The 23390-nt window shown below is 38.9% G+C and carries 22 protein-coding genes; 6 read left to right on the top strand and 16 right to left on the bottom strand.

Going from position 1 to position 23390, the window contains the following annotated elements; all coding sequences use genetic code 11:
- Positions 1 to 7: 7 nt before the first annotated feature.
- Together IEV17_RS09310 and IEV17_RS09305 are read right to left on the bottom strand one after the other, a co-directional pair.
- A complete protein-coding gene (locus IEV17_RS09310) occupies positions 8 to 808 on the bottom strand; it encodes a J domain-containing protein (protein WP_004660103.1) in 801 nt (266 codons plus the stop codon).
- Positions 809 to 852: 44 nt separating this feature from the next.
- Positions 853 to 1221 (bottom strand): hypothetical protein, encoded by a 369-nt coding sequence (locus IEV17_RS09305; RefSeq protein WP_034600873.1) that lies wholly within the window; start codon positions 1219 to 1221, stop codon positions 853 to 855.
- Between the two features lie 515 nt (positions 1222 to 1736).
- Here IEV17_RS09305 and IEV17_RS09295 point away from each other — a divergent pair.
- The gene (locus IEV17_RS09295) at positions 1737 to 2075 is read left to right on the top strand and encodes a zinc-ribbon domain-containing protein (RefSeq protein ID WP_004660100.1); all 339 of its coding nucleotides are present in this window, start codon (positions 1737 to 1739) and stop codon (positions 2073 to 2075) included.
- Between the two features lie 31 nt (positions 2076 to 2106).
- Here IEV17_RS09295 and IEV17_RS09290 read toward each other — a convergent pair whose 3' ends face one another.
- The 7 genes from IEV17_RS09290 to ettA form a co-directional block, all read right to left on the bottom strand.
- A complete protein-coding gene (locus tag IEV17_RS09290; RefSeq protein WP_034600869.1) occupies positions 2107 to 3051 on the bottom strand; it encodes a cation diffusion facilitator family transporter in 945 nt (314 codons plus the stop codon).
- A gap of 127 nt (positions 3052 to 3178) precedes the next feature.
- Positions 3179 to 6343: an efflux RND transporter permease subunit gene (locus IEV17_RS09285; RefSeq protein WP_004660097.1), complete on the bottom strand. Its 3165-nt coding sequence runs from the start codon at positions 6341 to 6343 to the stop codon at positions 3179 to 3181.
- The gene (locus IEV17_RS09280; protein WP_004660095.1) at positions 6333 to 7580 is read right to left on the bottom strand and encodes an efflux RND transporter periplasmic adaptor subunit; all 1248 of its coding nucleotides are present in this window, start codon (positions 7578 to 7580) and stop codon (positions 6333 to 6335) included. The genes IEV17_RS09285 and IEV17_RS09280 overlap by 11 nt, the downstream gene beginning before the upstream one ends.
- A 3-nt stretch (positions 7581 to 7583) precedes the next feature.
- Positions 7584 to 9011: a TolC family protein gene (locus IEV17_RS09275; RefSeq protein ID WP_004660094.1), complete on the bottom strand. Its 1428-nt coding sequence runs from the start codon at positions 9009 to 9011 to the stop codon at positions 7584 to 7586.
- Positions 9012 to 9065: 54 nt separating this feature from the next.
- Positions 9066 to 9464: a cation efflux protein, CzcI-like gene (locus tag IEV17_RS09270; protein WP_212749450.1), complete on the bottom strand. Its 399-nt coding sequence runs from the start codon at positions 9462 to 9464 to the stop codon at positions 9066 to 9068.
- A gap of 210 nt (positions 9465 to 9674) precedes the next feature.
- Positions 9675 to 10268, bottom strand: coding sequence for a hypothetical protein (locus IEV17_RS09265; RefSeq protein WP_004660089.1), 594 nt, complete (start codon positions 10266 to 10268; stop codon positions 9675 to 9677).
- Between the two features lie 223 nt (positions 10269 to 10491).
- Positions 10492 to 12153, bottom strand: a complete 1662-nt coding sequence (gene ettA / locus IEV17_RS09260; protein ID WP_004660087.1) for an energy-dependent translational throttle protein EttA — start codon at positions 12151 to 12153, stop codon at positions 10492 to 10494.
- Positions 12154 to 12450: 297 nt separating this feature from the next.
- Here ettA and IEV17_RS09255 point away from each other — a divergent pair, with 297 nt between their 5' ends.
- Together IEV17_RS09255 and IEV17_RS09250 are read left to right on the top strand one after the other, a co-directional pair.
- The gene (locus IEV17_RS09255) at positions 12451 to 13728 is read left to right on the top strand and encodes an O-acetylhomoserine aminocarboxypropyltransferase/cysteine synthase family protein (protein ID WP_004660085.1); all 1278 of its coding nucleotides are present in this window, start codon (positions 12451 to 12453) and stop codon (positions 13726 to 13728) included.
- Between the two features lie 249 nt (positions 13729 to 13977).
- A complete protein-coding gene (locus IEV17_RS09250) occupies positions 13978 to 14865 on the top strand; it encodes an SDR family NAD(P)-dependent oxidoreductase (protein ID WP_004660083.1) in 888 nt (295 codons plus the stop codon).
- 57 nt (positions 14866 to 14922) lie between these two features.
- On the opposite strand, the gene IEV17_RS09245 is transcribed toward IEV17_RS09250, so the two are convergent.
- Positions 14923 to 16032 (bottom strand): SDR family oxidoreductase, encoded by a 1110-nt coding sequence (locus IEV17_RS09245; protein WP_004660080.1) that lies wholly within the window; start codon positions 16030 to 16032, stop codon positions 14923 to 14925.
- Positions 16033 to 16135: 103 nt separating this feature from the next.
- Between IEV17_RS09245 and IEV17_RS09240 the strand changes: the two genes are divergently transcribed.
- Positions 16136 to 16513: a heavy metal-responsive transcriptional regulator gene (locus IEV17_RS09240; RefSeq protein ID WP_004660079.1), complete on the top strand. Its 378-nt coding sequence runs from the start codon at positions 16136 to 16138 to the stop codon at positions 16511 to 16513.
- A 202-nt stretch (positions 16514 to 16715) separates the two neighbouring features.
- Positions 16716 to 18008: an MFS transporter gene (locus IEV17_RS09235; RefSeq protein ID WP_004660078.1), complete on the top strand. Its 1293-nt coding sequence runs from the start codon at positions 16716 to 16718 to the stop codon at positions 18006 to 18008.
- Positions 18009 to 18073: 65 nt separating this feature from the next.
- Here IEV17_RS09235 and IEV17_RS09230 read toward each other — a convergent pair whose 3' ends face one another.
- Both IEV17_RS09230 and IEV17_RS09225 read right to left on the bottom strand, forming a co-directional pair.
- Positions 18074 to 18835: an HD domain-containing protein gene (locus tag IEV17_RS09230; RefSeq protein WP_004660077.1), complete on the bottom strand. Its 762-nt coding sequence runs from the start codon at positions 18833 to 18835 to the stop codon at positions 18074 to 18076.
- A gap of 100 nt (positions 18836 to 18935) precedes the next feature.
- Entirely contained in the window at positions 18936 to 19820 is an 885-nt protein-coding gene (locus IEV17_RS09225; RefSeq protein ID WP_004660076.1) for a LysR substrate-binding domain-containing protein, read from the bottom strand.
- Positions 19821 to 19928: 108 nt separating this feature from the next.
- Here IEV17_RS09225 and IEV17_RS09220 point away from each other — a divergent pair, with 108 nt between their 5' ends.
- On the top strand, positions 19929 to 20684 hold the full coding sequence (locus IEV17_RS09220; RefSeq protein ID WP_004660075.1) for an SDR family oxidoreductase: 756 nt from the start codon (positions 19929 to 19931) through the stop codon (positions 20682 to 20684).
- A gap of 48 nt (positions 20685 to 20732) precedes the next feature.
- Here IEV17_RS09220 and IEV17_RS09215 read toward each other — a convergent pair whose 3' ends face one another.
- The 4 genes from IEV17_RS09215 to IEV17_RS09200 form a co-directional block, all read right to left on the bottom strand.
- The gene (locus tag IEV17_RS09215) at positions 20733 to 21050 is read right to left on the bottom strand and encodes an AzlD domain-containing protein (protein WP_004660074.1); all 318 of its coding nucleotides are present in this window, start codon (positions 21048 to 21050) and stop codon (positions 20733 to 20735) included.
- On the bottom strand, positions 21047 to 21757 hold the full coding sequence (locus IEV17_RS09210; RefSeq protein ID WP_004660073.1) for an AzlC family ABC transporter permease: 711 nt from the start codon (positions 21755 to 21757) through the stop codon (positions 21047 to 21049). The genes IEV17_RS09215 and IEV17_RS09210 overlap by 4 nt, the downstream gene beginning before the upstream one ends.
- A gap of 76 nt (positions 21758 to 21833) precedes the next feature.
- A complete protein-coding gene (locus IEV17_RS09205) occupies positions 21834 to 22664 on the bottom strand; it encodes an AraC family transcriptional regulator (RefSeq protein WP_004660072.1) in 831 nt (276 codons plus the stop codon).
- 102 nt (positions 22665 to 22766) lie between these two features.
- Complete coding sequence (locus tag IEV17_RS09200; protein WP_004660071.1) at positions 22767 to 23276, bottom strand: hypothetical protein; 510 nt, start codon at positions 23274 to 23276, stop codon at positions 22767 to 22769.
- Positions 23277 to 23390 lie beyond the last annotated feature (114 nt).

Genomic DNA, 23390 nt, shown 5'->3' with positions numbered 1-23390 from the left:
ACATGCTTTATTTATTGGCTAATAAAATATCACGAGCATCATTAATTAATCGAGCCTGTTCTTGCAACATTTCTTTCACTGCTGGGGTCACATTGATATTACGATCAGGATGAAAATCTTTTATCTTTAAACGATACGCTTTCTGAATTTCTTCTATATTGGCGTGAACAGAGATACCTAAACATTTTGCTGCCTGTTCAAGCATACTTTCAGTATGACCAGATGAGCTTTGCGATTGATTCTCTTGTCGATCTGATAAAATCTCTGATAAAAAAATCTGACAATAGCGATAATCCAAACCAATGATTGTACCAAAATCTAAACTATCTTTTTCAATTAAACCAATATCATTAGAAGTATTCACCAATAAAATAACAACAGCATTAAAAATAATTTTTCGGTCATCTTGAGAGGGATTAAGTTTCAGCCAACTTGAAATAACTTCACTTAAGAATGGTGTTCTCGTTGATTTAAGCTGATTACGCAAATATAATTCATCTGCTGATGTCTTACAAATATCACTAAATAGATTTTTAATATATCTGACTTTTTCCGAGGTCCATTCAGGTTCATATTTCAGGGCAAAATGACGCAAAATACTGATACAGGGTGTGAGCAGTTCAATTTCTGATTTTGTAGTTTCAGTCTGCTGATAACTTTTTTGTTGTTCCTGTTGGGTATTTCCAGAGCTGCCCTGAAATGTTTTTTCCTTTTCAACCTGCATCCAGATAACGATACCCACTGCAACAAAGAATCCGATAGGTCCACCAATTATTGTACCAAAAGCAATAATAGCTATCATCCACATATAAGCACCCCTTTAAGAATAAAGCCTTTGATTTTAATATTTCTTTATTTTTTATGTATAGGGTCCATAAAAGTATCTTTCATGGCAATAATAAAACAATACATAGAAATAATATAAGCAGGTTGGACAACTAATTTCTGACCAACAAAACCATTAAAAATAGGGTATAAATACATCATATAAAATATCGAAAAAAACCAGTTTACTATCTTGATCGCAGGTTTATTCTTCCCAACAAGATAAATATGATTAACAACAGGAATAATCCAAAAGATAAGCCAATTAATCACTCCCCATATATTGACCATTGATAACATTTTATCATTTAAGAAAAACGCCATCCAAACATAAAACATCCAAAGTCCTGTAAAAATTAAAAATCTTTTTATATAAATATTATCCAACGCTTGCATATTAATTTTCAAAACATACGAATATTACAATTATACTAAAAATGTTAGAACCCACAATCTTAAATTTACGATTTTCTTATTTTTATCGTATGACCTGTTGTAATGATTGAAGATGCAAAAACAAAATTTTGTAGAAGACTAAAGCAAACACAGAAATCTAAAAATTAACTCAGGAAGCCTTAAATATTGCTATAGGCTTAGATGAATTTAGTGCCAATATCGTATTAATCGTTATGAAAATGGCGTTCATACTATTGAACCCAATACCGCAGAACTGATTGCCCAAATTTTAGATGTACCTTTGGCTTATTTTTATGCCAATAGTGAAGAACTGGCTGAATTGGCTCAAATGTTTGATCATTTTAGATGGCGAAAAACAGCAACAAATTTTGGACTATGTACAAGGACTGCAATAGCGAGTTTAAAAAATAAAGTTAAGGACCTAAACCTTTCACGCTCATTTGGGCTTTTATACATTTTTCGCTAAAATAAACAAAATACTATAGGAAACCTTTATGCAATATCGTTGCCCTAAATGCCAAAGCGTTAAAATTATGCCTGTCAGTCAGGGTACAAATAGCCCTCGCCCTAATGTGCCTAAAAGCTTGGTACTTTTAGTGCCTGCTATTTTTATTTTACTGGTGCTGGTGCTAATTAGTGTTGCAATGTGGATTTTTGGGCATGGCGCTGGTCAAGGCCTGCAAATTGCGACCGTTGCAGTATTTATTGTCTGTGTAATCGCGGGCATCTTATTTTGGCGAGATTTGCCTGATTTCAAAATTTCAATGCAGGCTTTTATGCAAGCGCAAAAGCATTGGAAATGCCGTGACTGTAATCACGAATGGCAAAACTAACACGTTGCTCTAAATTCCAATTCACATCAGCTTAGTGCTGATGTGAATGAGTATGTTGTTCATCTTCAACATGTTGATGAGTATGCTGACAATTCATTTCAGCATCATCTTCGATCTGCAAAGTCACTTCGGCAATACCATGTTCATGCGATAACATTTCAATTGCAGCACGATGTAGCTGATTACGATCAACATTCGGTGCAAACAAATGTACGGTAAGATGAATATTCTTCGATGTAATCGCCCAAACCTTTAATTGGTGGATACTTTCAACACCATCTAAACCCAACAGATCGGTGCGTAACTTTTCAATATCAACCTCTTCAGGTACACCTTCTAATAAAATATTGATACTTTGCCTGAGCAAAATCCATGTTCTTGGTAAGACCCAAAAACCGATCGCAACTGCAATTATGGTATCAACCCAATACCAGTTGGTGTAATAGATAATCACAGCACCAATAATCACACCCACAGAACCTAATGCATCACTCAGCACTTCTAAATAAGCACCTTTCATGTTCAAACTTTCAGTCGCACTCGACATCAAAATTTTCATTGAAATCAAATTAATGATTAATCCAATTGATGCGACCACCAACATGCCTATACTTTGAATTTCGGGCGGTTGGGTAAAACGTTGATAGGCTTCGTAAAGAATATACATCGCCACAAAAAATAGCATAGATGCATTAAATAATGCCGCCAAAATCTCAAAACGCTGGTAACCAAAGGTACGCTTATCATCAGCAGGGCGTTTGGCAATTTTAATCGCAGCTAAAGCAATCGCTAATGCAGCGGCATCAGTAAACATATGTGCAGCATCGGAAAGTAATGCCAAACTCTGTGTGATGATACCTGCGATAAATTCAATGACTAAAAAAGTCGTGGTCAGTATTAGCGCAATCGTTAGTTTTTTTGCATTGCCTTCTGTAACGGCAGCATGACTATGATCATGCCCTTGATGTCCACTCATGTTGGACTCCTTATCATTATCAAAGTAAGGCTGTTCAGCCCCACAGTCGACCAAAGCATGAATCATGCTTTGATCGGCTCAGATTCTTCTTAATAAAATGCTTAATTAAGAAGATAACATAAATGGATTAGATTGCGGTTTCCTGACTTTTTGCTTCTTTAGCTTCATTCATCCAGCGATAAACTACAGGCAAAATCAGCAATGTCAGTAAAGTAGAAGAAATAATCCCACCTATTACAACTGTCGCCAATGGGCGTTGTACTTCTGCACCTGTGCCTGTAGCAATCGCCATGGGAATAAAACCCAACGATGCCACGAAGGCGGTCATCAGAACGGGCCGTAATCGGAGAATCGCTCCCTGCCATGTCGCTTTATGTACATTAAACTGCTCACGAAGCTCTTTGATGAAACTCAGCATCACTAAACCATTGAGTACTGCAACACCAGAGAGCGCAATGAATCCAACACCTGCTGACATCGACAATGGAATATCTCGCAACCAAAGTGCGACTAATCCACCTGACAACGCAAATGGCACACCACTGAAGACCAACAGGCTTTCCTTAAAGTTATGAAACACTGCCATCAATAAAATAAAGATGGTAATTAATGCCAGTGGGATCACAATTTGCATACGAGCCGCCGCAGAAGCCAGATTTTCAAACTGTCCACCAAACTCTAGCCAATAGCCTGCTGGCAGAGGTTGTTGTTTTAATGTCGCTTGTAACTCCTGCACAAATGAACCCAGATCACGCCCCTCCACATTTGCGGTGACAATGACACGGCGTTTACCATTTTCACGACCGACTTGGCTCATGCCTGAAATCGTTTCCACTTTGGCAACATCTTGCAATTGAATCAAACCACCATTCGGCAATTGAATAGGTAACTGCGCTAAGTTCTGTACTGTGCGTTGTTCATCGGGCAAACGAATTTCAAAATCAAAACGACGATCACCTTGCAAAATCTGTCCAACATTTTGACCACCTACGCTCGCCGCAACCACATCCTGAATTGTTTTTACCGACAGGCCATATTGCGCAGCTAATGCATGATTGATATCCACATTAAGCACTGGCAAACCTGTGGTTTGTTCCACTTTGACCGCAGTTGCACCCGAAATTTTCTGTACTTTTTGTGCAATCGCCTGTGCTTGAGTGTTCAGCACATTCATATCATCACCAAAGACTTTGATCCCGACATCACTACGTACACCTGAGATCAATTCATTAAAACGGAGTTCAATTGGTTGTGAAAATTCACTGTTATTACCCGGGATGGTTTCCAAAAATGCCTGCATACGGCTACGCAATTCATCAATGGTTTCTTTCGGATTTTCCCATTGATCACGCGGTTTTAACAAAATTACGGCATCTGAGATATTCGGCGGCATCACATCGGTCGCAACTTCAGCTGTCCCCGTTCTGGCAAATACCGCTTTGACTTCTGAAAAATTCTTCATAATTAACTTTTCAGTATTTTCCTGCATACGTAAAGACTGCTCCAAGCCTGTGCTTGGCGAACGCATTTGTTGTAAGGCGAAATCTCCTTCACTCAGTTGTGGCGCAAATTCACTGCCAATTTGAGTCGTCAGTACACCTGTTAATACCAAAATGCTCACGGCTAAAGCCACCAACACCATTTTGAATTGATATGCCCCATCCAAAATCTGTTGGTATTTACGTTTTAAGCCTTGCATCCAACGAGATTCTTTTTCTTTGACTTCACCTGTAATAAACAATGCAACCGCAGCGGGTACAAATGTTACCGATAAAATCATCGCACCCAACAATGCCATTACCACCGTCATTGCCATTGGATGGAACATTTTCGCTTCTACACCTGTCAAAGCAAAAATGGGTAAATACACCACCATAATAATGGCCTGACCAAATAGGAGTGGTTTCCGTGCTTGCTTGGCTGCCAAAAAGACTTCTTTAAAGCGTTCCTGTCGTGTGAGTAAGCGTCCAGCATGATGCTGTGCCTCCGCCAGCCGTCGAATACAGTTTTCGACAATAACCACTGCACCATCAACAATGATCCCAAAATCTAATGCACCTAAACTCATTAAATTGGCACTGATATTTTGTTCAGCCATACCCGTTAAGGTGAACAGCATTGACAACGGAATCACACAGGCAGTAATCAAAGCAGCACGGAAGTTGCCCAAGAAAATAAACAGAATCACGATGACTAAAATCGCGCCTTCTATTAAGTTTTTCTGAACCGTTTTGATGGCTTTATTTACTAAGCTCGTACGGTCATACACCGTTTCAATTTCAACGCCTTTGGGTAAAGTCAGCTGAATTTCCTTGATCTTGCTATCAACCGCTTGGGCAACCGTACGGCTATTTTCACCCATCATCATCATAGCGATACCAAGCACGGTTTCCTCGCCATTATATGTGGCAGCACCTGTACGCAAATCATGTCCGATCGCCACTGAAGCCACATCTGCAACACGAATGGGTAGACCATTTTTAACCGAGACAGTAATGTTTTGAATATCTTCAACTGTACTGAGCATACCCGGCACACGTACCGTTAGTTGTTGTCCATTTTCCTCAATAAAACCTGCGCCTCGGTTTTCATTGTTCTCTTGCAACGCAGTTTGGAACGCTGGCAAGGAGATTTGAAGCTGCTGTAAACGCTTTAAATCAGGTGAAACAATATAGGTTTTGTTGTAGCCGCCAATACTATTAATTTCAGCCACACCTTTAACACGCTGTAATTGTGGACGCACAATCCAATCTTGGATTTCTCGTAAGTCCATCGCACTATAGGGCGTTCCATCTTCTTTTTTTGCATCGGGTTTAGCTTTGACCACCCATTGGTAAATCTCTCCAAGCCCCGTAGAGATCGGTGACATCACAGGATCAACCGCATCTGGCAATTGTCCGTCTGCCTCTTGCAAACGTTGATTAATTAACTGTCTTGCCCAGTAAATGTCGGTGCCATCTTTAAAAATAATGGTTACTTGCGATAAGCCATAGCGAGAAATCGAACGGGTTTGTTCTAGATCTGGAATACCTGCCATCGCAGTTTCGATCGGATAGGTAATCCGCTGTTCTACCTCTAAGGCAGTATAACCATTCGCTTGGGTATTAATTTGTACTTGAGTATTGGTAATATCAGGAACTGCATCTATCGGAAGCTTTTGATAGCTCCAAATACCAACTGCAATCCACGTCATCACAAATAGCATCACCCAAATGGCATTACGAATCGAAAATTGAATCAATCGATCAAATAAACCTTCAGGCTTGGGGAATTGAGGAGAGTTAATGCCCATGTTCAGCCTCCCCTTTTTCAAGTTCTGATTTCAACAAGAAACTACCTGTTGCTACATAAGACTGGCCCGCACTCAAACCTTGGGTAATTTCGACCCATTGTCCATCTTGGGTACGTTGACCGATCTGAACAGGAATCGCTTTGAAATCAAAACCCTTTTTCTGATTCGGTTGGGCAACGAAAACGACATCTTTACCGTCCACCTGCTGAATCGCTTCAGAACTTACGCGAATTGCAGATGTTTTTGAACCTGCTTGCAATTCAACATTCACCATCAAGTTTGGACGTAATTCAGTTGCATTTGACAGCACTTTGGCACGAATCTGTAAACGACCTGTTTGTGCATCAGCTTCAGTCGTTAAACTTTGAACTTGGGCATTAAACAGATTGCCTGTTTGCAGTGATTTAAATCGAATCTGCTGATTGGGTTGTACATTGATATTCGCTACGGTTGGTAACACAAATTCCAACCAAAGTTGATCTAACTGATCAATGGTAAATAGTTGATCTGCAAGTTGAACATTCTCACCAATAACAATGTCTTTATTACTAATCACACCACTGATCGGTGCAGTCAGCGTATAGCGACCACTTGAACCAGAAGCTGCACCAAAGGCGCTAAGACGTGAACGTGCTGCTTGGACCTGAATCTGTGCTTGACGATAAGCATTATAAGCACGTTGATAGTCTTGTTTGGCAGAAATGCCTTGCGACCACAAACTACGTTCACGCTCATAATCCTGCTGAGCTAAATCCAAATTTGTCTGAGCAATTTGTAGATTCGCTTGCTGATCCACTAAATCTGGTACTAATAAGTTTGCTAAAGCCTGACCACGTTTCACTTGTTGACCTAATTCAACATAAACTGCTTCAACACGACCAGCAAAACTTGGTGAAACATGCGCTTGGCGATCTGTATTCACCACCAATTTTGCAGGAAAAGTTTGAACCTGATTCACTTCACCCAAAGCCACTTGCGCCAATTTGACACTATGCTGTTGCATCTGCTCTGCTGTTAGGCTAAGGCTTTCGTCAGCCTCATGTTCCTCATCCTTTTCATCGTGTTTAGATTCATCTTTTTCATTTTCTTGATGGGCATGTTCCTGCTCACCTTGTGCGGCAGTTTCAGAAGTCTTGGTTTTGTTATTCCATAATAGTCCTACTGCCAAAACAATTGTGAGTACCGCAATCACAGCGATCCAAAGCCATTGAGAACGTGTTTTTTGTTTCATATCCATCTCTTATTCTCCTACTTGGCTTGGAAAAGCGTTAATTTGTTGCCAAACGCGTTGATTTAATTGCATTAAGGCATCTTTCGCTGTGATCTGCTCTACTGGAAGCCCCATACGTGCACTTTGTACTTCCACATTCAATTGCCAAGCTTGTTTAAGGAGTTGAACTTTACGTAAACGGACATCCTGTAACTGAGTTGTGGCTTGTTGCACATCCGTAACAGCAAATTTACCTAAGCGAAAACCTTGCAAAGTTTTTTGCTGAACCTGTATCGCTAAAGGCACTTGTTGGTCATTTAACTGTTTAAATTGCGTTTGTAATCCACGTAGTTCGGCAAGACGAACATCAATATCCAACTGATTTTGATGACGATAAAAACGTTGTTGTTGTTGAATCAGTGTTTGCTTCGCTTCCGCAATCTGAATACCGTATTTTTGTGAGTTAAAAATATTGAGCGGAATCTCCACCCCTAAACGAATTTGATTTTCAGTATTTTGATCTGCCGAACGTGTCCGATTTACACCTAAAGACATAATCGGTTGAGGACGAGATTTTGCTTTGAGCTGATCAACATTGGCTTGTTGACGCTGAGTTTCTAATTGCAAACCTCGCTCAAATAAATTCTCTATATCTTGTCGGTCAGTTTTTACGACTGTGGCACGAGACCAAAGCTCATTGACACTTGGAGCAATCACAAATTGATTAAGGTCACTGCCCCAAAAACTTGCTAATTGCTGCTGTGCAACTCGAAGTTGTAGATCTGCTTGTTGATAAATACGCTGATTTTCTAAATGTGAAATACGAACTCGCTCAACATCAACTTGAGCTATATTGCCAGCTTGATAACGCTTCATCGTTGCGTCTAAATTTTCTTGGCTGACTTGTAATTGCTCTGCAATCAAAGACTTTTCCAATTGAAATAATGCCACTTGTGACCATGCATATTGCACAATCAATTCAAGTTCAGCATTGTAGCGTTGCTGTTCTAAATCGACTTGAGTTGCTGAAAGCTGAGCAACTTTTTGTGCTGCACGACGTTGACCAAATAAATCTAATGGCTGTGAAATACCAATGGCAAGCTCTTGATCCTGATTACTCTGTAAACCAGTTTGCTCAATTGAAATGCTTGGATTGACACGTAAAGCACTTTGTTTGAGCTGTACATTCGCCATCTGTTGTTGGGTTTGCCAATTGGATTGGTTGGCTTGATAAGCACGAATTTGCTCAAGAATTTGTTCAAAGTTACTATTTCGCTGCGCAACAGTTGCTGGCGATTGATTCACATTGAGTAAGGACTCAGCTGAAGCTACCTGAGCTAAAACTCCCACTGATAAGCCAATACTCAAAATTGACCATTTCAATGATGATAGAAGCAGATGATTTTTAAGCGTACGCTTTTTCAATGCATAGCTACGCTGATTTAAACTTAAAGACATATAAAGCCCCGCAAATAAATAAGGTTGCGGTGGGCTATTTTTCGGCTACCCCACCTATAGCGGGGTGAATACAGGCGGCGGGGTGAGTTGTGATAAATGTGGTGACTGGTACAAATTAGACCAGTAATATTTTTGTTCTATTTCATGCGTTCGTAAAATTGGTTCATTCAACTGCTGTTGAGCTTCGGTCACAACGACATGAAAACAAGATGGCAAATGATCATGATGATCTTGCAAACTTAACGGCATGGGTAAATCAGAAGCATCTTGATCTGCAACTACTGCATTTTTTTCAGAAGCATCTAAATTTTCAGGGATATGATGCCCAAAATGATTCAACGTACGATATTCAGTCGGCTGTTCATGCGCACAAAAAGCTGCCGCCACATTCCAAAAACTTTGGAACATGAACAAACTCAGCAAGAGTGTCATAAATACAGCAGAACGTTGCACGTTACACCAACTGTTCAAAATTTGGGTCACTATAGCAAGTAAAGTATATGTAATAAAATTACATTATTAAAAGATTATTCCGATAAGGATATTCTTCAAATTAAATTGAAAAACTAATTACTCTTTTAAACTCATAGAACAACAATCTTTATCATAAGGTTCCATTTCCCTAAAAAGGCTTCCGGAAAAGCCTTTTTATTTAAAAAATATCTACTGTTGTTTTTGTAGATCATAAGTAAAGCGAATTACAACATCATCAATAACCTTGTTAAATGCCTCATTGATGGTCATTGGTGCAACATTTTCAACTGGTGCTTTTTTGTTTCCAACTGTCGATAAAATCATATGCGGATAACGCTGAGAAATTTCTTTGCCTTGAGCATCGATATATTTAAATTTAAATTCATATTTATCAGTAACTGCATTACCTACTGCACCAAAAGTCAAACCCGTTAACGCCCCTTTCCCAGCCGCTTCGCCTAAATCAGCTACATTGTTTGCTGTTAAATAGATTTTTGCTTGGTTATCATTAGTAGATTGAACTATAGGTGAGAATACACCTGTAGCTCTTAAACTACGATCTACACTAGACTGTAATTCTTTTGCCGCTCTTGGAATAACCACACCATTTCTTTGAAATTCTGTAGTTAATATCACAGGAATGGGTTGATTTGGCCTTTTTATATCAGAATAAGTAAGTCCTTTATATGCTGGATCAACATAAGACTTAACAGAAAGACACCCTGTAAGTTGTGTAGCAGCAGCTACCCCTAAAACAATAGAATAAAGTTTAATTTTTTTCATAATTTTCCAAAAAGTATATTTACCATTTAATAAATTGAATATTAATATTAATAAATTAAAAAAATAAGACTAATTTCGATTATTTTAATAAGTTTGAATCGCTTAACTTCTATGGAGTGAATCGCCTATAAGTTAAATGAGAATAAATTCATTTTTTAATATTTATTAGTTCTCTATAAAATAAAAAAACCAGCTCGAAAGCTGGTTTTATTTAGACGGGAAATTAACCTGTAATCTTTTTATACTTTGTACGTTTAGTTGCTGCTGTATCCCCTAAACGAGACTGACGGTATGCTTCATATTCTGCATAGTTACCTGTGTAGAATTCTGGCTGTTCATTCTCAAATGACAAGATATGGGTTGCAATACGATCAAGGAACCAACGGTCATGCGATACCACCATCACAGTACCTGGGAATACAAGAATTGCATCCTCAAGCGCACGTAGAGTTTCGATATCCAAGTCGTTCGATGGCTCATCCAGTAAGATAACGTTTGCACCTAACTGTAAGATCTTGGCAAGTTGTAAGCGGTTACGCTCACCACCAGACAATTCACCTACACGTTTTTGCTGATCTTGACCTTTAAAGTTAAAGCGACCGATATAAGCACGTGATGCAATTTCATAATCACCAATTTTTAAGATATCTAAACCACCAGAAACTTCTTCCCAAACGGTTTTGTTGTTATCTAAGGTGTCACGGATCTGACCCACATACGCAACTTTAACTGACTCACCTAAAGTCACCGTACCTGTATCAGGTTGCTGTTCGCCAGTCATCATACGGAATAGCGTCGTTTTACCCGCACCGTTTGGACCAACGATACCCACAATCGCTGTAGGAGGTACAGTAAACGTTAAGTTTTCGTAAAGTAAACGACCATCGAATGATTTACTGATACCTTCCACTTCCACAACTTTGTTACCCAAACGTGGGCCAGGTGGAATATAAATTTCAGAAGTTTCGTTACGCTGTTGGAACTCACGAGAGTTAAGTTCTTCAAAACGCTCCATACGCGCTTTGTTTTTCTTCTGCTGACCTTTGGCATTTGAACGAACCCATTCAAGTTCTTTTTTCAATGCTTTGGCAAAAGATTCTTCTTGTTTGTTCTCTTGCTCTAGGCGGGCATTCTTTTGTTCTAACCAAGAAGAGTAGTTACCTTGGTAAGGAATCCCCATGCCACGGTCAAGTTCAAGAATCCACTCAGCCACATTATCCAAGAAATAACGGTCATGCGTAATCGCAACAATCGTACCAGGGAAATCTTTCAAGAAACGCTCTAACCAAGATACTGATTCAGCATCTAAATGGTTCGTCGGTTCATCTAGAAGTAACATGTCTGGCTTAGACAGCAATAAACGACATAATGCAACACGACGGCGCTCACCACCTGAAAGCAATGATACATCTGCATCCCAAGCTGGAAGATTCAATGCATCTGCAGCAATTTCAAGCTGATTATTCAGATTGTGTGCATCCCAAGCATGGATAATCGATTCTAATTTTTCTTGCTCTTTTGCAAGTGCATCAAAATCTGCATCTGGGTCTGCATATTCTGCAAAAACCTGATCAAGACGTTCTAAAGCATCAAGCGCTTCACGTACGCCATCTTCAACGTTTCCACGTACATCTTTACTTGGGTCGAGTGGCGGCTCTTGTTCTAAGTAACCGATTTTGATTCCTGGTTGTGCGCGTGCTTCACCTGAGAAATCTTTATCTACGCCAGCCATAATACGGAGTAAGGTAGATTTACCTGCACCGTTCAAACCAAGCACACCAATTTTTGCGCCTGGGAAAAATGATAAAGAGATGTCTTTTAAGATTTCGCGCTTCGGCGGAACCATTTTCGACACTCGATTCATCGTATAAATATATTGGGCCACGCAGGACTCCTCAATTGAAAAACCAATAAATCGCAAAAAGCGAAAAATAATCGCACGTATTATACGCTGAAAACGGGATTAACATGAAGTTAAGATCATCTTTGTTTCATCCAATCAAAGGATTTTCTTTTTCAAGACATTACACAATTTTGTCTTCACAACAGAATTATCGCCTTCAATCGCTTAATATTTTGTTTATATGAATAAAAACGCAATAAATCGCATAAATTATGCACCATTTTGGATAGCTTTTCGGCTACACTCGATCAGTATTTAACTCACGTAGATGATGTAATCATGACCTATAAAGATGAAACTTTAGCCATTCATGCGGGATATTCACCAGAAGCCACTACAAAGGCTGTCGCTGTACCTATTTATCAAACCACGTCTTACGCATTTGATAATACACAGCATGGTGCTGACTTATTCGATTTAAAAGTTCAGGGCAATATTTACACCCGTATTATGAATCCAACCACTGCCGTGCTTGAACAACGCCTCGCAGCGCTTGAAGGTGGTATTGGTGCATTGGCTCTAGCCTCAGGTATGGCAGCGATCACCTATTCGATTCAAACGATTGCTGAAGCAGGTGACAATATTGCATCTGTATCCACTTTATACGGTGGTACTTATAACCTATTTGCGCATACATTGCCGAAACAAGGGATTGAAGTTCGTTTCTTTGATTATCAGAATCCCGAAGCTTTACGTTCTATTATTGATGATAGGACCAAACTAGTCTTTGTTGAGTCGATCGGAAACCCTCTTGGGAATATCATCGACCTAGAAGCAATCTCCAAAATTGCCCATGAATATGGTGTCCCTGTCATTGTGGATAATACTGTTGCAACTCCTGCTTTATTGAAACCATTTGAGTTTGGTGCGGATATCGTGGTTCATTCTCTGACGAAATACATTGGCGGACATGGCAATAGTATTGGTGGTGTCATTATTGATAGTGGCAAATTCCCTTGGGGCAAATATCCTGAACGTTTTAAAGCGTTGAATACACCAGATCCAAGCTACCACGGCGTGAATTATGTTGAAGTTCTAGGTGAAGCTGCTTATATCGCACGTGCACGCGTTGTTCCGTTACGCAATACAGGGGCTGCGATTAGTCCACTGAGTGTATTTTTGATCTTACAAGGTTTAGAAACTTTAAGCCTTCGTATGGAGCGCCATACGGAGAATGCACTGAAAGTTGCAAATTATTTGAAACAACATCCAAAAGTAAAATGGGTCAATTATGCAGGTTTAAGTGACCATCTACAGCATAATTTGGCACAAAAGTATGTGAAAGGTAAACCTTCAGCAATTCTTTCTTTTGGCGTACAAGATGGCTTAGAGGGCGGTACTCGCTTTATCGATGCATTACAACTCTTTACGCGTTTGGTCAATATTGGTGATGCCAAAAGCTTGGCATGTCACCCTGCTACTACAACCCATCGCCAACTGAATGCTGAAGAACTTAAATCTGCTGGTGTCAGCGAAGATCTAGTTCGCCTTTCGATCGGTATCGAACATATTGATGATTTGCTTGCAGATCTAGATCAAGCCCTCGCTCACGTTTAAACGCCAGTAAATCAAACAGCCTCTCTTGTAGAGGCTGTTTTTTTATTTAATAAACTAAAAACTTATTTCCTTTTCAACTATCCCTATATTTAGTTTTAGAGTTTTTACTCTAAAAAATTTATTATATTTCAAATATTTACACTAGACAAACAAAAAAAATCGGTTAATATTAATACAAAATAAAGTGCAATGTTTAATCGCAATAAAAAAGCATTGCAAACAACAGCTTGATTAATGTAGGTAACTTACATGAACGCAAAACTCAAAAAACTTTTTCAACAAAAAGTCGACGGGAAAACTATTGTTGTCACTGGTGCATCAAGTGGCATTGGTTTAACGGTATCAAAATACCTCGCTCAGGCAGGTGCTCATGTCTTGTTGCTTGCTCGTACTAAAGAAAAATTAGACGAAGTCAAAGCTGAGATTGAAGCTGAGGGTGGAAAGGCTTCTGTTTTTCCATGTGACCTTAACGACATGGAATCAATTGATGCAGTTTCAAAAGAAATTTTAGCTGCTGTTGATCACATTGATATTTTGGTTAATAACGCAGGTCGTTCAATTCGCCGTGCTGTACATGAATCTGTTGATCGTTTCCATGACTTTGAACGTACTATGCAATTGAATTATTTCGGTGCGGTTCGTTTAGTGTTAAATGTGTTGCCACACATGATGCAACGTAAAGATGGCCAAATCATCAATATCAGTTCGATTGGTGTACTTGCAAATGCAACCCGCTTCTCTGCTTATGTTGCATCAAAAGCAGCACTAGATGCATTTAGCCGTTGTTTATCTGCTGAAGTTCACTCGCACAAAATTGCAATCACTTCGATTTATATGCCATTAGTGCGCACACCAATGATTGCACCAACCAAAATCTATAAATATGTACCAACGCTTTCTCCTGAACAAGCAGCGGATTTGATTGCTTATGCGATTGTGAAACGTCCGAAGAAGATTGCAACCAACTTAGGTCGTCTTGCATCGATTACTTATGCGATTGCACCAGATGTAAATAATATTTTGATGTCAATCGGATTCAACTTATTCCCAAGCTCTACAGCATCTATAGGTGAGCAAGAGAAATTAAATCTTGTACAACGTGCCTATGCTCGCTTGTTCCCAGGTGAACACTGGTAATCTGGTGATTTCGATTTTAAAAACAGCGTATCTCTAGATACGCTGTTTTTTTATGATTTAAACAATTTGTGTAGATGTTGTTTGTTTCATCCAATCTGTTGTTTTTGTAATGGCATCCGCTAAATCCCCTGTCTGTATATCCCAACGCTTTCTAAATTGTTTAAGCGGTTCTAAATCCAGTTGTTCAGTCCTCAAAAAACTTAACATCTCAGCCGACATTTCTAATTGATTTGCCAACCATGTCCATTTCAAAATTAATCGTAAAATAGCCAGCGGCACATGTTGTTTCGGTGCGGAGACATTTAATTGTTGAGCAATCATTTGCGTCAATTCAGACAAAGGAATGTTCTGCTCTGAGGCAACTAATAAGGACTGGTCCACTAAACCTGAATCTGTTGCAGCTCGCACCATCACTCGGCATAGATCATCTACTCTCACCAAAGGCAGATAATGTTTTGGTGTTGCAGGAATTGCACTCATTTTACGGCGCTTTAATAAATCAATCATTTGAGCAATTGGTTGATTGTGAGGGATTTCACCCGATAAAGCATCTCCACAGACCGTAGCAGGATGAATAATCGTCCAATCAATCGAGAGCTTTTCAGCACATTGTATCCAAGCGTAATGAGCCTCTATTTTGGAAGCTTCATATGCACCTAATTGTTGATACACTGCTTGCCAATCGGTTCGGTTGGGTTGTTCCAAACGCACGCCTGCTTGCTGTATATGCGATTGTATGGTCAACATATAGCCTGAAACATGTAGAGCACGTTGTAAATGACAATGTTGTGTTACGCAAGTCAGTAAATTTAATGCGCCATCCACATTCACAGCACGAGCTTGTTGCATACTCAGGTTCCATGAAAAAAGCGCGCTACTGTTATACAACGTATTCACTGAGCTTAATTTTTCCCAATCTTGCTCGCTCATTCCGAGCTTAGGCTTAGTCACATCACCTTGAATAAATGTGAGGCTGTGTGTAGGGATGTGTTGAGCACTGAACCATTGTTCTAAACTCGCTTGTTGTACTGACTGACGTCGTAACAACGCAAAAACTTGATGCCCATTCTTTAATAATTCTGCAATTAAAAATCGCCCAACAAATCCAGTTGCTCCAGCAACTAGGGCAATCTGTTTTTGATGAAATTTTATCGGATTATTTTCCATGTTTTAGATCCTATTTATGAAGATAGGAATAGGCTAAAGGATGGAGTACACTCTATAGTCAAGCAATTTTTGATTGTACTTTAAAAATAATAAGGATGAGATCATGTTAATTGGACAACTCGCAAAACAAACTGATTTAAGCCGAGATACCATCCGTTTTTATGAAAAAATGCAGTTAATTCAGTCTATCACCCGCAATAATGGCTATAAGGATTATCCAGAACAAACACTACAACAATTACAATTAATACGAACTGCAAAAAATTTAGGATTTTCTCTCACTGAAATTAAACAAATTTTGGCACTAACAGCGCAAGGAGAAATCCCTGCCATTCAAGTACATAGTATTTTTCAAGACAAACTGAATATGATTGATGAAAAAATTTCACAATTACTGCATATCAAAACTATGTTAAGTCGATTTACACAAGGGGCTGCTTGCCCACTTAGAGCAGATTGCCCTATTCCTGACATAAATTAATTATTTTTCAGAATATTAGAGTCTAAGTTTAATTTTATTTCCTAATTTTAGTTTCATTTCCACCTCCTTAAAATCTCTTTTTATTTAAAATATCGCTATAAAAAGCATACAAAATAGTGTCATTTTCATGTTTTTCAGCGGTATATAACATTGATTAAAAGTTAAATAAAAAATACCTGATGGGATTAAAAAAGGAATAGGAATGAACCAAACATATAGCAAGGAAGAAAGACTCAGCCGTATTAAAGGCATTGTCGGTGCAGCATCAGGGAATCTCGTTGAATGGTTCGATTTTTATATTTATGCTGTTTTTGCTGCTTATTTTACTCATGCATTGACTGCTCCAGATATGGATTCAACCACTAAAGCTATTTATGTCTGGGGAGTATTTGCGGCCAGTTTCTTTATGCGACCAATAGGCAGTTGGTTGTTTGGTCGTATTGCGGATCGACATGGTCGAAAGCAATCTATGGTAATTTCAATTTGCCTTATGGCACTCAGTTCTTTTCTTTTTGCCGCATTACCAACTTATGAACAAGTTGGAATGTTTGCCCCTTTTCTACTGCTGATGGTTCGTTTATTACAAGGTCTATCTGTTGGCGGTGAATATGGCGCTGTCGCCACTTATATGAGTGAGTTAGGGTTAAAAGGGCAACGTGGATTCTTTGCATCATTTCAATATGTCACGCTATCTGGTGGACAACTCCTAGCCAGTTTACTTGGGGTGATTTTGCTTGGTTTTATGACGGAGCAACAATTAAATGATGGCGGTTGGCGTATTCCATTTGTGATCGGTGGTGGAGCTGCTTTGCTTTCTCTTGCTGCGCGAAGTCGCTTAGAAGAAACTCTTTCCCATGAAGATGCTCAACGCGAAGAATCAGGAAGCTTAATTGCTCTATTAAAGCAGCATTGGAAAACCTTTCTCTTAGTGGTCGGTTATACCTCTGCGGGTTCACTCACTTTTTATGTTGTGACAGTATATTCAAAGACCTATCTCACCAATATTGGTATCGATGGTAAAACAGTCGGTTTCATCATGACCACTGCACTCTTTGTCTTTATGTTAGCACAACCATTTTTTGGAATGCTTTCTGACCGAATTGGTCGCCGTACTTCCATGCTCACTTTCAGCTTGTTGAGTGCGATCTTTATTTATCCAGTTATGGTCACGGGTATGCGGAGTTTTGCTGACTCACCTGTCATCATTACCTTATTACTCATTTTCTTGATGATGTTGTTGAGCTTCTACACCTCGATCAGTGGTTTAGTCAAAGCTGAAATGTTCCCTCCCCATGTCCGTGCCCTAGGGGTTGGTTTCTCTTATGCGGTGGGTAATGCCTTATTTGGTGGTTCAGCACCATCAGTTGCCCTGATATTTAAAGATGCAGGCATTGAAAATATCTTCTTCGTTTATGTCATTATTATGCTGATTATTTGTTTTTTCTGTAGTTTGGCATTACCGAAAAAACCTGAATATTTGGAGCATGATCACTAATAAAATCAATGATTCATTTGAACCACTTTTGTTCTCGCAGAAGTGGGTTTTTTATTTCTGATCGTTTAATCAAGATAGGGATTGAGATGAACCAATTGCTTAAACCCACTTTTTACTACCATTGCTGTTCGTGATTTTGGACGAATACGTGCCTCTTTTTGAGTAAATTCAATCATATGCTGGTTAAAGTCTAAACGAGGATATTGCTCAAATAATTGTTGTCTAAATTCAGAAGAAAATTCAAAACCGCGACTGCCAATTACATCGCAACTGGCAGCTTGCTGTAGCAAATGTGCCTCAACGCCCTCATCAACCGCAACATAAGGATTCATGTGCATACTGATAACATCAAATAATTGATCTGCACGTGGTGGTTGCCATCCTTGCGCTAAAGACCAGTCTTGAGCAGCATAAGCGCCCTGTCCTGCAAAACAACGACAATTTTCATGATGCTGATAATGTTGCTCAGTCATGCCCAAATCATGGAGCAAACAAGATACCGCCAATAATTCAGCATCATGTTTTAAATTCTGTGTCTTGGAAAATGCAAAGGCATAATACCAAGTCCTTAAACAATGATTCTGTAAACTCACTGAACTACAAGATTGCATCTTTTCAATTGCCTGTTTGACATCATGACTATCAGGCAAATGTAAATCATCCATACTCAAAAACTCATGTTTTTGCTTAGAGCGACCTGCTAAAGCATACATTTTTATACTTTGTTTGAGCACAGGGAATAGGCTATGACTCAATAAGGTCATACGATCTTTTAAAGACAAATCACCTGAAGTTTGAGCCATCCATGCTTGTCGACCAATCTGCATTTTTATCCACCTATAGAAATTAGAGTAATTACTCTAATTTCTAGTTTTACTGTAAATTTATGCTGATGTCAAAGTGAGCTGAGCTGTTGTTCCTACAAAGCTAAAGCAAATTTTTAAGTCGTTCATCTAACCAGTCGATAAAGTCTTGAAAATATTTTGGGCGATATTGTCGATCCGTCAGCAAAATATTTACAGGCAATTCTGAGCTTGGGATATCAGTAAATAGACGTATTAGCTGGCCTTTATGCACATAAGATTTTGCATCAAATTCAGGAATTTGAATTAAACCTATACCTGCTAAACCTGCTTGGATATAAGCTTCCGTATTTTCAACCAGTAAACGATAAGGCATTTTGACACGGTGATTCTGAAAGCTTAATTCACTTAATTCTCGGTAATGCTTTGCCACATGATAATCCACAGCAAAATGCTGTTCTAATTGATTGAAGTTTTGGGGATGACCAAATTCTGCCAAATATTCAGGCGAAGCTAATGTCCAAATTTGAGTGTTTTTAATGGGTCGAATCAGTAAATATTCATCCTGAACCTGCCCAACGCGCACCACACAGTCCAGTTGTTGTTCAATCAAATTTGAAAAATCATCACTGCCATTAATCAACACTTTGACTCTAGGATAGCGTTGATAAAATGCGGATAGATGAGGGATCAACACTTGTGTTGCCAAGCGTTTCGGCATGCCAATACTGATCCTGCCCTCTTGGCTACGTACCTGCGTTTTAAAACGATTCAACTCCTTAAGTTGAGCCACCAGACGTATTGCTTCCTCATAAAACAAACTACCTTCATGCGTTAATGCAACTTTTCGGGTAGTTCGATAAAACAGTAATACTTCATATTCTTTTTCCAAAGCTTGAATCACATAAGTCACATTGGAACGAGGCAAACCCAATTGCAACGCGGCTTGAGCAAAAGATTGTTTCTCAGCCACCAGACAAAAAATCTTTAACCGCTCAATTTTATCCATTTTATTATTCAACTTTCCTGCACAATCAGTTCAATACTAACAACTATTTCAAACAAATAAATTCAATTAGGATGCTTTTTATGCAAAAACAACATGAGGAATAAAACTATGTCACAACATAATCTAAAAGGAAAAACGGTACTGATTACTGGTGGTGCAAAAAACTTAGGTGGATTAATTTCACGTAAATTTGCTGAACAAGGAGCAAATTTATTGATTCATTACAATAGTGCCGCAACACAATCCGATGCTGAAGAAACCTTACAAGCCGCACAAGCACTGGGTGTTAAAGCAATTTTAGTACAAGCAGATTTAGCCAATATCCAGAACATTGAAGACTTATTTGTTCAAGCTAAAGCAGAATTTGGCGGTGTGGATATCGCGATTAATACCGTCGGGCGTGTGCTCAAAAAACCATTTTTAGACACCACCGAACAAGAGTTTGATGGCATGAATGACATCAATAATAAAATTGCCTATTTCTTTATTCAATCGGCAGGTCGTCATCTCAATCCAAATGGAAAAATCTGTACCATTGTGACCAGTTTACTTGCTGCCTATACAGGACTTTATTCCACTTATGAAGGCTTGAAAGCCCCTGTGGAACACTATACCCGTGCGGCATCCAAGGAATTTGGTGAGCGCGGTATCTCAGTGACTGCCGTTGCACCTGGCCCAATGGACACACCATTTTTCTATGATCAGGAAGCACCAGAAGCTGTGGCTTATCATAAATCAGCATCAGCCTTAGGCGGCTTAACCAAGATCGAAGATATTGAACCCTTAGTACGTTTCTTAGTGACTGATGGTTGGTGGATCACAGGACAAACCATTTTCGCCAATGGTGGATACACCACGCGTTAAAACATTGGCAATAAAAACTGGGAGCATAATCTATATGCTCCCAATCCATTAATTCAACCAAAACACCAATCCATAAAAACACGCCAAACTCAAAATAATCGTTAACAAGGTATGACGGACTTTATACGCAATCAAAATCGTTAAAATCGTGGCAAGAAAATACGGATTCAGTAAAGTCGAACGAAATACACCATGTTCATCCATAAAAACAATCGGTGTTGCAATTGCCGATAACAAACACGGTGCGGAGTACTGCAAAGACTGTTGAAACCATTTGGGTAAACGCAAAGGCAGATTCGGTTCAAGTAGAATATAGCGATTCATAAACACCACAATTGCGAGAATAATCAGGAGAAACCAAGTCATGCTGTGCGCTCCCTAAAATTCTGTAAGCACGTTGCCGCAAACATTCCAATTACACCTGCCATAATCGCAGCACTTTTAAAATCTAAGCTTAGAAAAACAACGGTGAGAATCACTGAAACCAATACCCCAACCAAAGTATTTAAGTTTTTAATAAATGGAACCACGATTGCGATAAATGTCGCAACAATCGAAAAATCGAGATGATATTGATCTAAATTAGGAACTGCGGCAGCAAGAAAGACCCCACAAGCACTAAACAGAACCCAACATAAATAAAAGCAAAGTCCTGCACCTAACAGATAGTGAATATAATGCTGTTGCTTTTTAATACTCACTGCAAACAATTCATCCGTTAATAAAAAGCCCAACATCAACCGATCTTTTAAAGGCTGTTTAGAAATATCTTCACGTAAATACAGCGCATATAAATAATGCTGCGTTGTAATCAAAAAAACTGAAATGATAATGGTGATTGCAGGTGTTCCTGCCATGACTAAACCTAAGGTCATTAATTGTGCTGCACCAGCAAAGACCAATGCAGACATCCCAATCGCTTGTAAAGTCGTTAGCCCTGCTTGAATCGCCATTGAACCCGCGAGTAAACCCCACGGCAACACCGCAAAACACAATGGCAGTATTTTGATCACTCCATTTAAAAATGCCCGTGATTCGGTCATCGGAGTGTCGTCTGTGCTTTCACCTAACATCAACATCACAATTATTCATTAACGAGATTAGACTATGCCAAAAATGCTTCCATGAAGCTTGTATAAAATTGCTGTTTTATTTGAGAGAGGCAGTATAACCACCCGGTGTAATTCCAAAAGTTTGGCGAAAATGTCGATTAAAATGACTTTGATCCGAGAAACCACATTGCTGTGACACCTCGGATAAATTTAGACCTTGTCTTAATAATTTTTGTGATTTCTGCAAACGTGCCTGAATGAGCCATGCATGCGGTGAGAGTCCAACATGCTTTTTAAATTGACGTAAAAAATGCCACTGACTGAGATTTGCCATTTCCGCCAATTCGATAAGTGAAAACTCTTGCTCAGGCATACTCGCCATTAATTCTTTAATATTTAAGATACGTTGTTTGGCATTGCTCAGATCAGTGGCTTGAGGCTTGGTTAGGCTATATTTTGATACCAACCAAACAATTGTCGACAAAAATAATGTTTGTTTAAGCAACTTATTATTCGGTTGTTCAAGTAAATCAAAAAGTAATCGTAATTGCTGCGCTAAACCCTCATCATGTAACACCGCTTCTCTAAACCAAGGTGCTGTGCCGTGTACAGTAGTGAGATCACGGGTTAATTCATGGAAAATTTCAGGAGTCGGATAAATCGCACGATAACGCCAACCTGTTTCCACTGCCGATGAGCCTGTATGCACCTCATCGGCATTCACTAAAATAATATCGCCTTGTGGCGCAACATGATTACCACCTGTTCGATAGAATCGCTGTGCCCCTTCTTCGATCACCCCAATGCAAAAGCCTTCATGAACATGTCGTGAAAACTCCTGTTGAAAGTAACTGGCTTTCAACATTTCCAAACCACCTAATTCTTTTAGGTGTAAGTAATCGACTTGTTCTCGAGGTCTGCGCGACATCACGACCTCCTAAGGCATGTATGCATCATTTTAGGTTAACGCGATTTAGATAGATTTATAGAACAAAATTGCTGTTTTTACCGCATAATTTTTATCAAAACTTTAGGATTCAAGATGAAACTCCAAGAGGATATATTTATCTGATAATTCAAAACAAATTATTTCTGTCATACCTATTGGATTTCTTTCATCAATTGTTTCTTTAATTTCCCAACCTATTTTAGGAATATCCATCGTATTTAATCGTTCTTTTAATTGCTCTATATCATTCATATCTTCTTCAGAATGTTTAAGATCAGCAACGATACTGGAAATTAGTTGTTTAATTTCAATATCACCCACACATTGAGTACTAAGAGAACCTAGCCATGTAGGAATATCTACTCGTTTTTCCCAAGATAATTCTGTTATAAGATGTGATGTAAAAGGATTATTCAAAAAAGCTTTTAAAAGAAAGTGATCAATACCATTAGAATTGATTTTAGAATCTATTACACACCATATATGACTACATTGACATGTAAGCATTGCAACGTCATAGTCTAGTTTTGGTTTCCCCCCTTTTATCTTTTCATTTAAATCAAGTAGTTTATTTAAATCAAAATTTATCACTTCTTCTACTCCATTTTTTATAAAACTCAATAATGAGAGTATTTACTATAAAAAATTAAATACCAATCTTGATAAATTTTATTGAGTGTAGAATCCAACATTCTGATTGCTATC

It is taken from the genome of Acinetobacter modestus, from assembly GCF_014636095.1.
Taxonomy (GTDB): domain Bacteria; phylum Pseudomonadota; class Gammaproteobacteria; order Pseudomonadales; family Moraxellaceae; genus Acinetobacter; species Acinetobacter modestus.
Note: the sequence above shows the minus strand (reverse complement) of the source record. Positions and strands in the feature narration are given on the sequence as shown.

What these genes read in the sequence shown, in the direction of transcription:
- IEV17_RS09230 (WP_004660077.1), bottom strand. Translation starts at nt 18,835, where the DNA reads ATGCAGATTGGTCGACAAGCATGGATGGCTCAAACTTCAGGTGATTTG.
- IEV17_RS09225 (WP_004660076.1), bottom strand. Translation starts at nt 19,820, where the DNA reads ATGGATAAAATTGAGCGGTTAAAGATTTTTTGTCTGGTGGCTGAGAAA.
- IEV17_RS09280 (WP_004660095.1), bottom strand. Translation starts at nt 7,580, where the DNA reads ATGGATATGAAACAAAAAACACGTTCTCAATGGCTTTGGATCGCTGTG.
- IEV17_RS09215 (WP_004660074.1), bottom strand. Translation starts at nt 21,050, where the DNA reads ATGACTTGGTTTCTCCTGATTATTCTCGCAATTGTGGTGTTTATGAAT.
- IEV17_RS09240 (WP_004660079.1), top strand. Translation starts at nt 16,136, where the DNA reads ATGTTAATTGGACAACTCGCAAAACAAACTGATTTAAGCCGAGATACC.
- IEV17_RS09295 (WP_004660100.1), top strand. Translation starts at nt 1,737, where the DNA reads ATGCAATATCGTTGCCCTAAATGCCAAAGCGTTAAAATTATGCCTGTC.
- IEV17_RS09205 (WP_004660072.1), bottom strand. Translation starts at nt 22,664, where the DNA reads ATGTCGCGCAGACCTCGAGAACAAGTCGATTACTTACACCTAAAAGAA.
- IEV17_RS09285 (WP_004660097.1), bottom strand. Translation starts at nt 6,343, where the DNA reads ATGGGCATTAACTCTCCTCAATTCCCCAAGCCTGAAGGTTTATTTGAT.
- IEV17_RS09310 (WP_004660103.1), bottom strand. Translation starts at nt 808, where the DNA reads ATGTGGATGATAGCTATTATTGCTTTTGGTACAATAATTGGTGGACCT.
- IEV17_RS09220 (WP_004660075.1), top strand. Translation starts at nt 19,929, where the DNA reads ATGTCACAACATAATCTAAAAGGAAAAACGGTACTGATTACTGGTGGT.
- IEV17_RS09275 (WP_004660094.1), bottom strand. Translation starts at nt 9,011, where the DNA reads ATGTCTTTAAGTTTAAATCAGCGTAGCTATGCATTGAAAAAGCGTACG.
- IEV17_RS09210 (WP_004660073.1), bottom strand. Translation starts at nt 21,757, where the DNA reads ATGTTAGGTGAAAGCACAGACGACACTCCGATGACCGAATCACGGGCA.
- IEV17_RS09245 (WP_004660080.1), bottom strand. Translation starts at nt 16,032, where the DNA reads ATGGAAAATAATCCGATAAAATTTCATCAAAAACAGATTGCCCTAGTT.
- IEV17_RS09250 (WP_004660083.1), top strand. Translation starts at nt 13,978, where the DNA reads ATGAACGCAAAACTCAAAAAACTTTTTCAACAAAAAGTCGACGGGAAA.
- IEV17_RS09305 (WP_034600873.1), bottom strand. Translation starts at nt 1,221, where the DNA reads ATGCAAGCGTTGGATAATATTTATATAAAAAGATTTTTAATTTTTACA.
- IEV17_RS09290 (WP_034600869.1), bottom strand. Translation starts at nt 3,051, where the DNA reads ATGAGTGGACATCAAGGGCATGATCATAGTCATGCTGCCGTTACAGAA.
- IEV17_RS09255 (WP_004660085.1), top strand. Translation starts at nt 12,451, where the DNA reads ATGACCTATAAAGATGAAACTTTAGCCATTCATGCGGGATATTCACCA.
- IEV17_RS09265 (WP_004660089.1), bottom strand. Translation starts at nt 10,268, where the DNA reads ATGAAAAAAATTAAACTTTATTCTATTGTTTTAGGGGTAGCTGCTGCT.
- IEV17_RS09235 (WP_004660078.1), top strand. Translation starts at nt 16,716, where the DNA reads ATGAACCAAACATATAGCAAGGAAGAAAGACTCAGCCGTATTAAAGGC.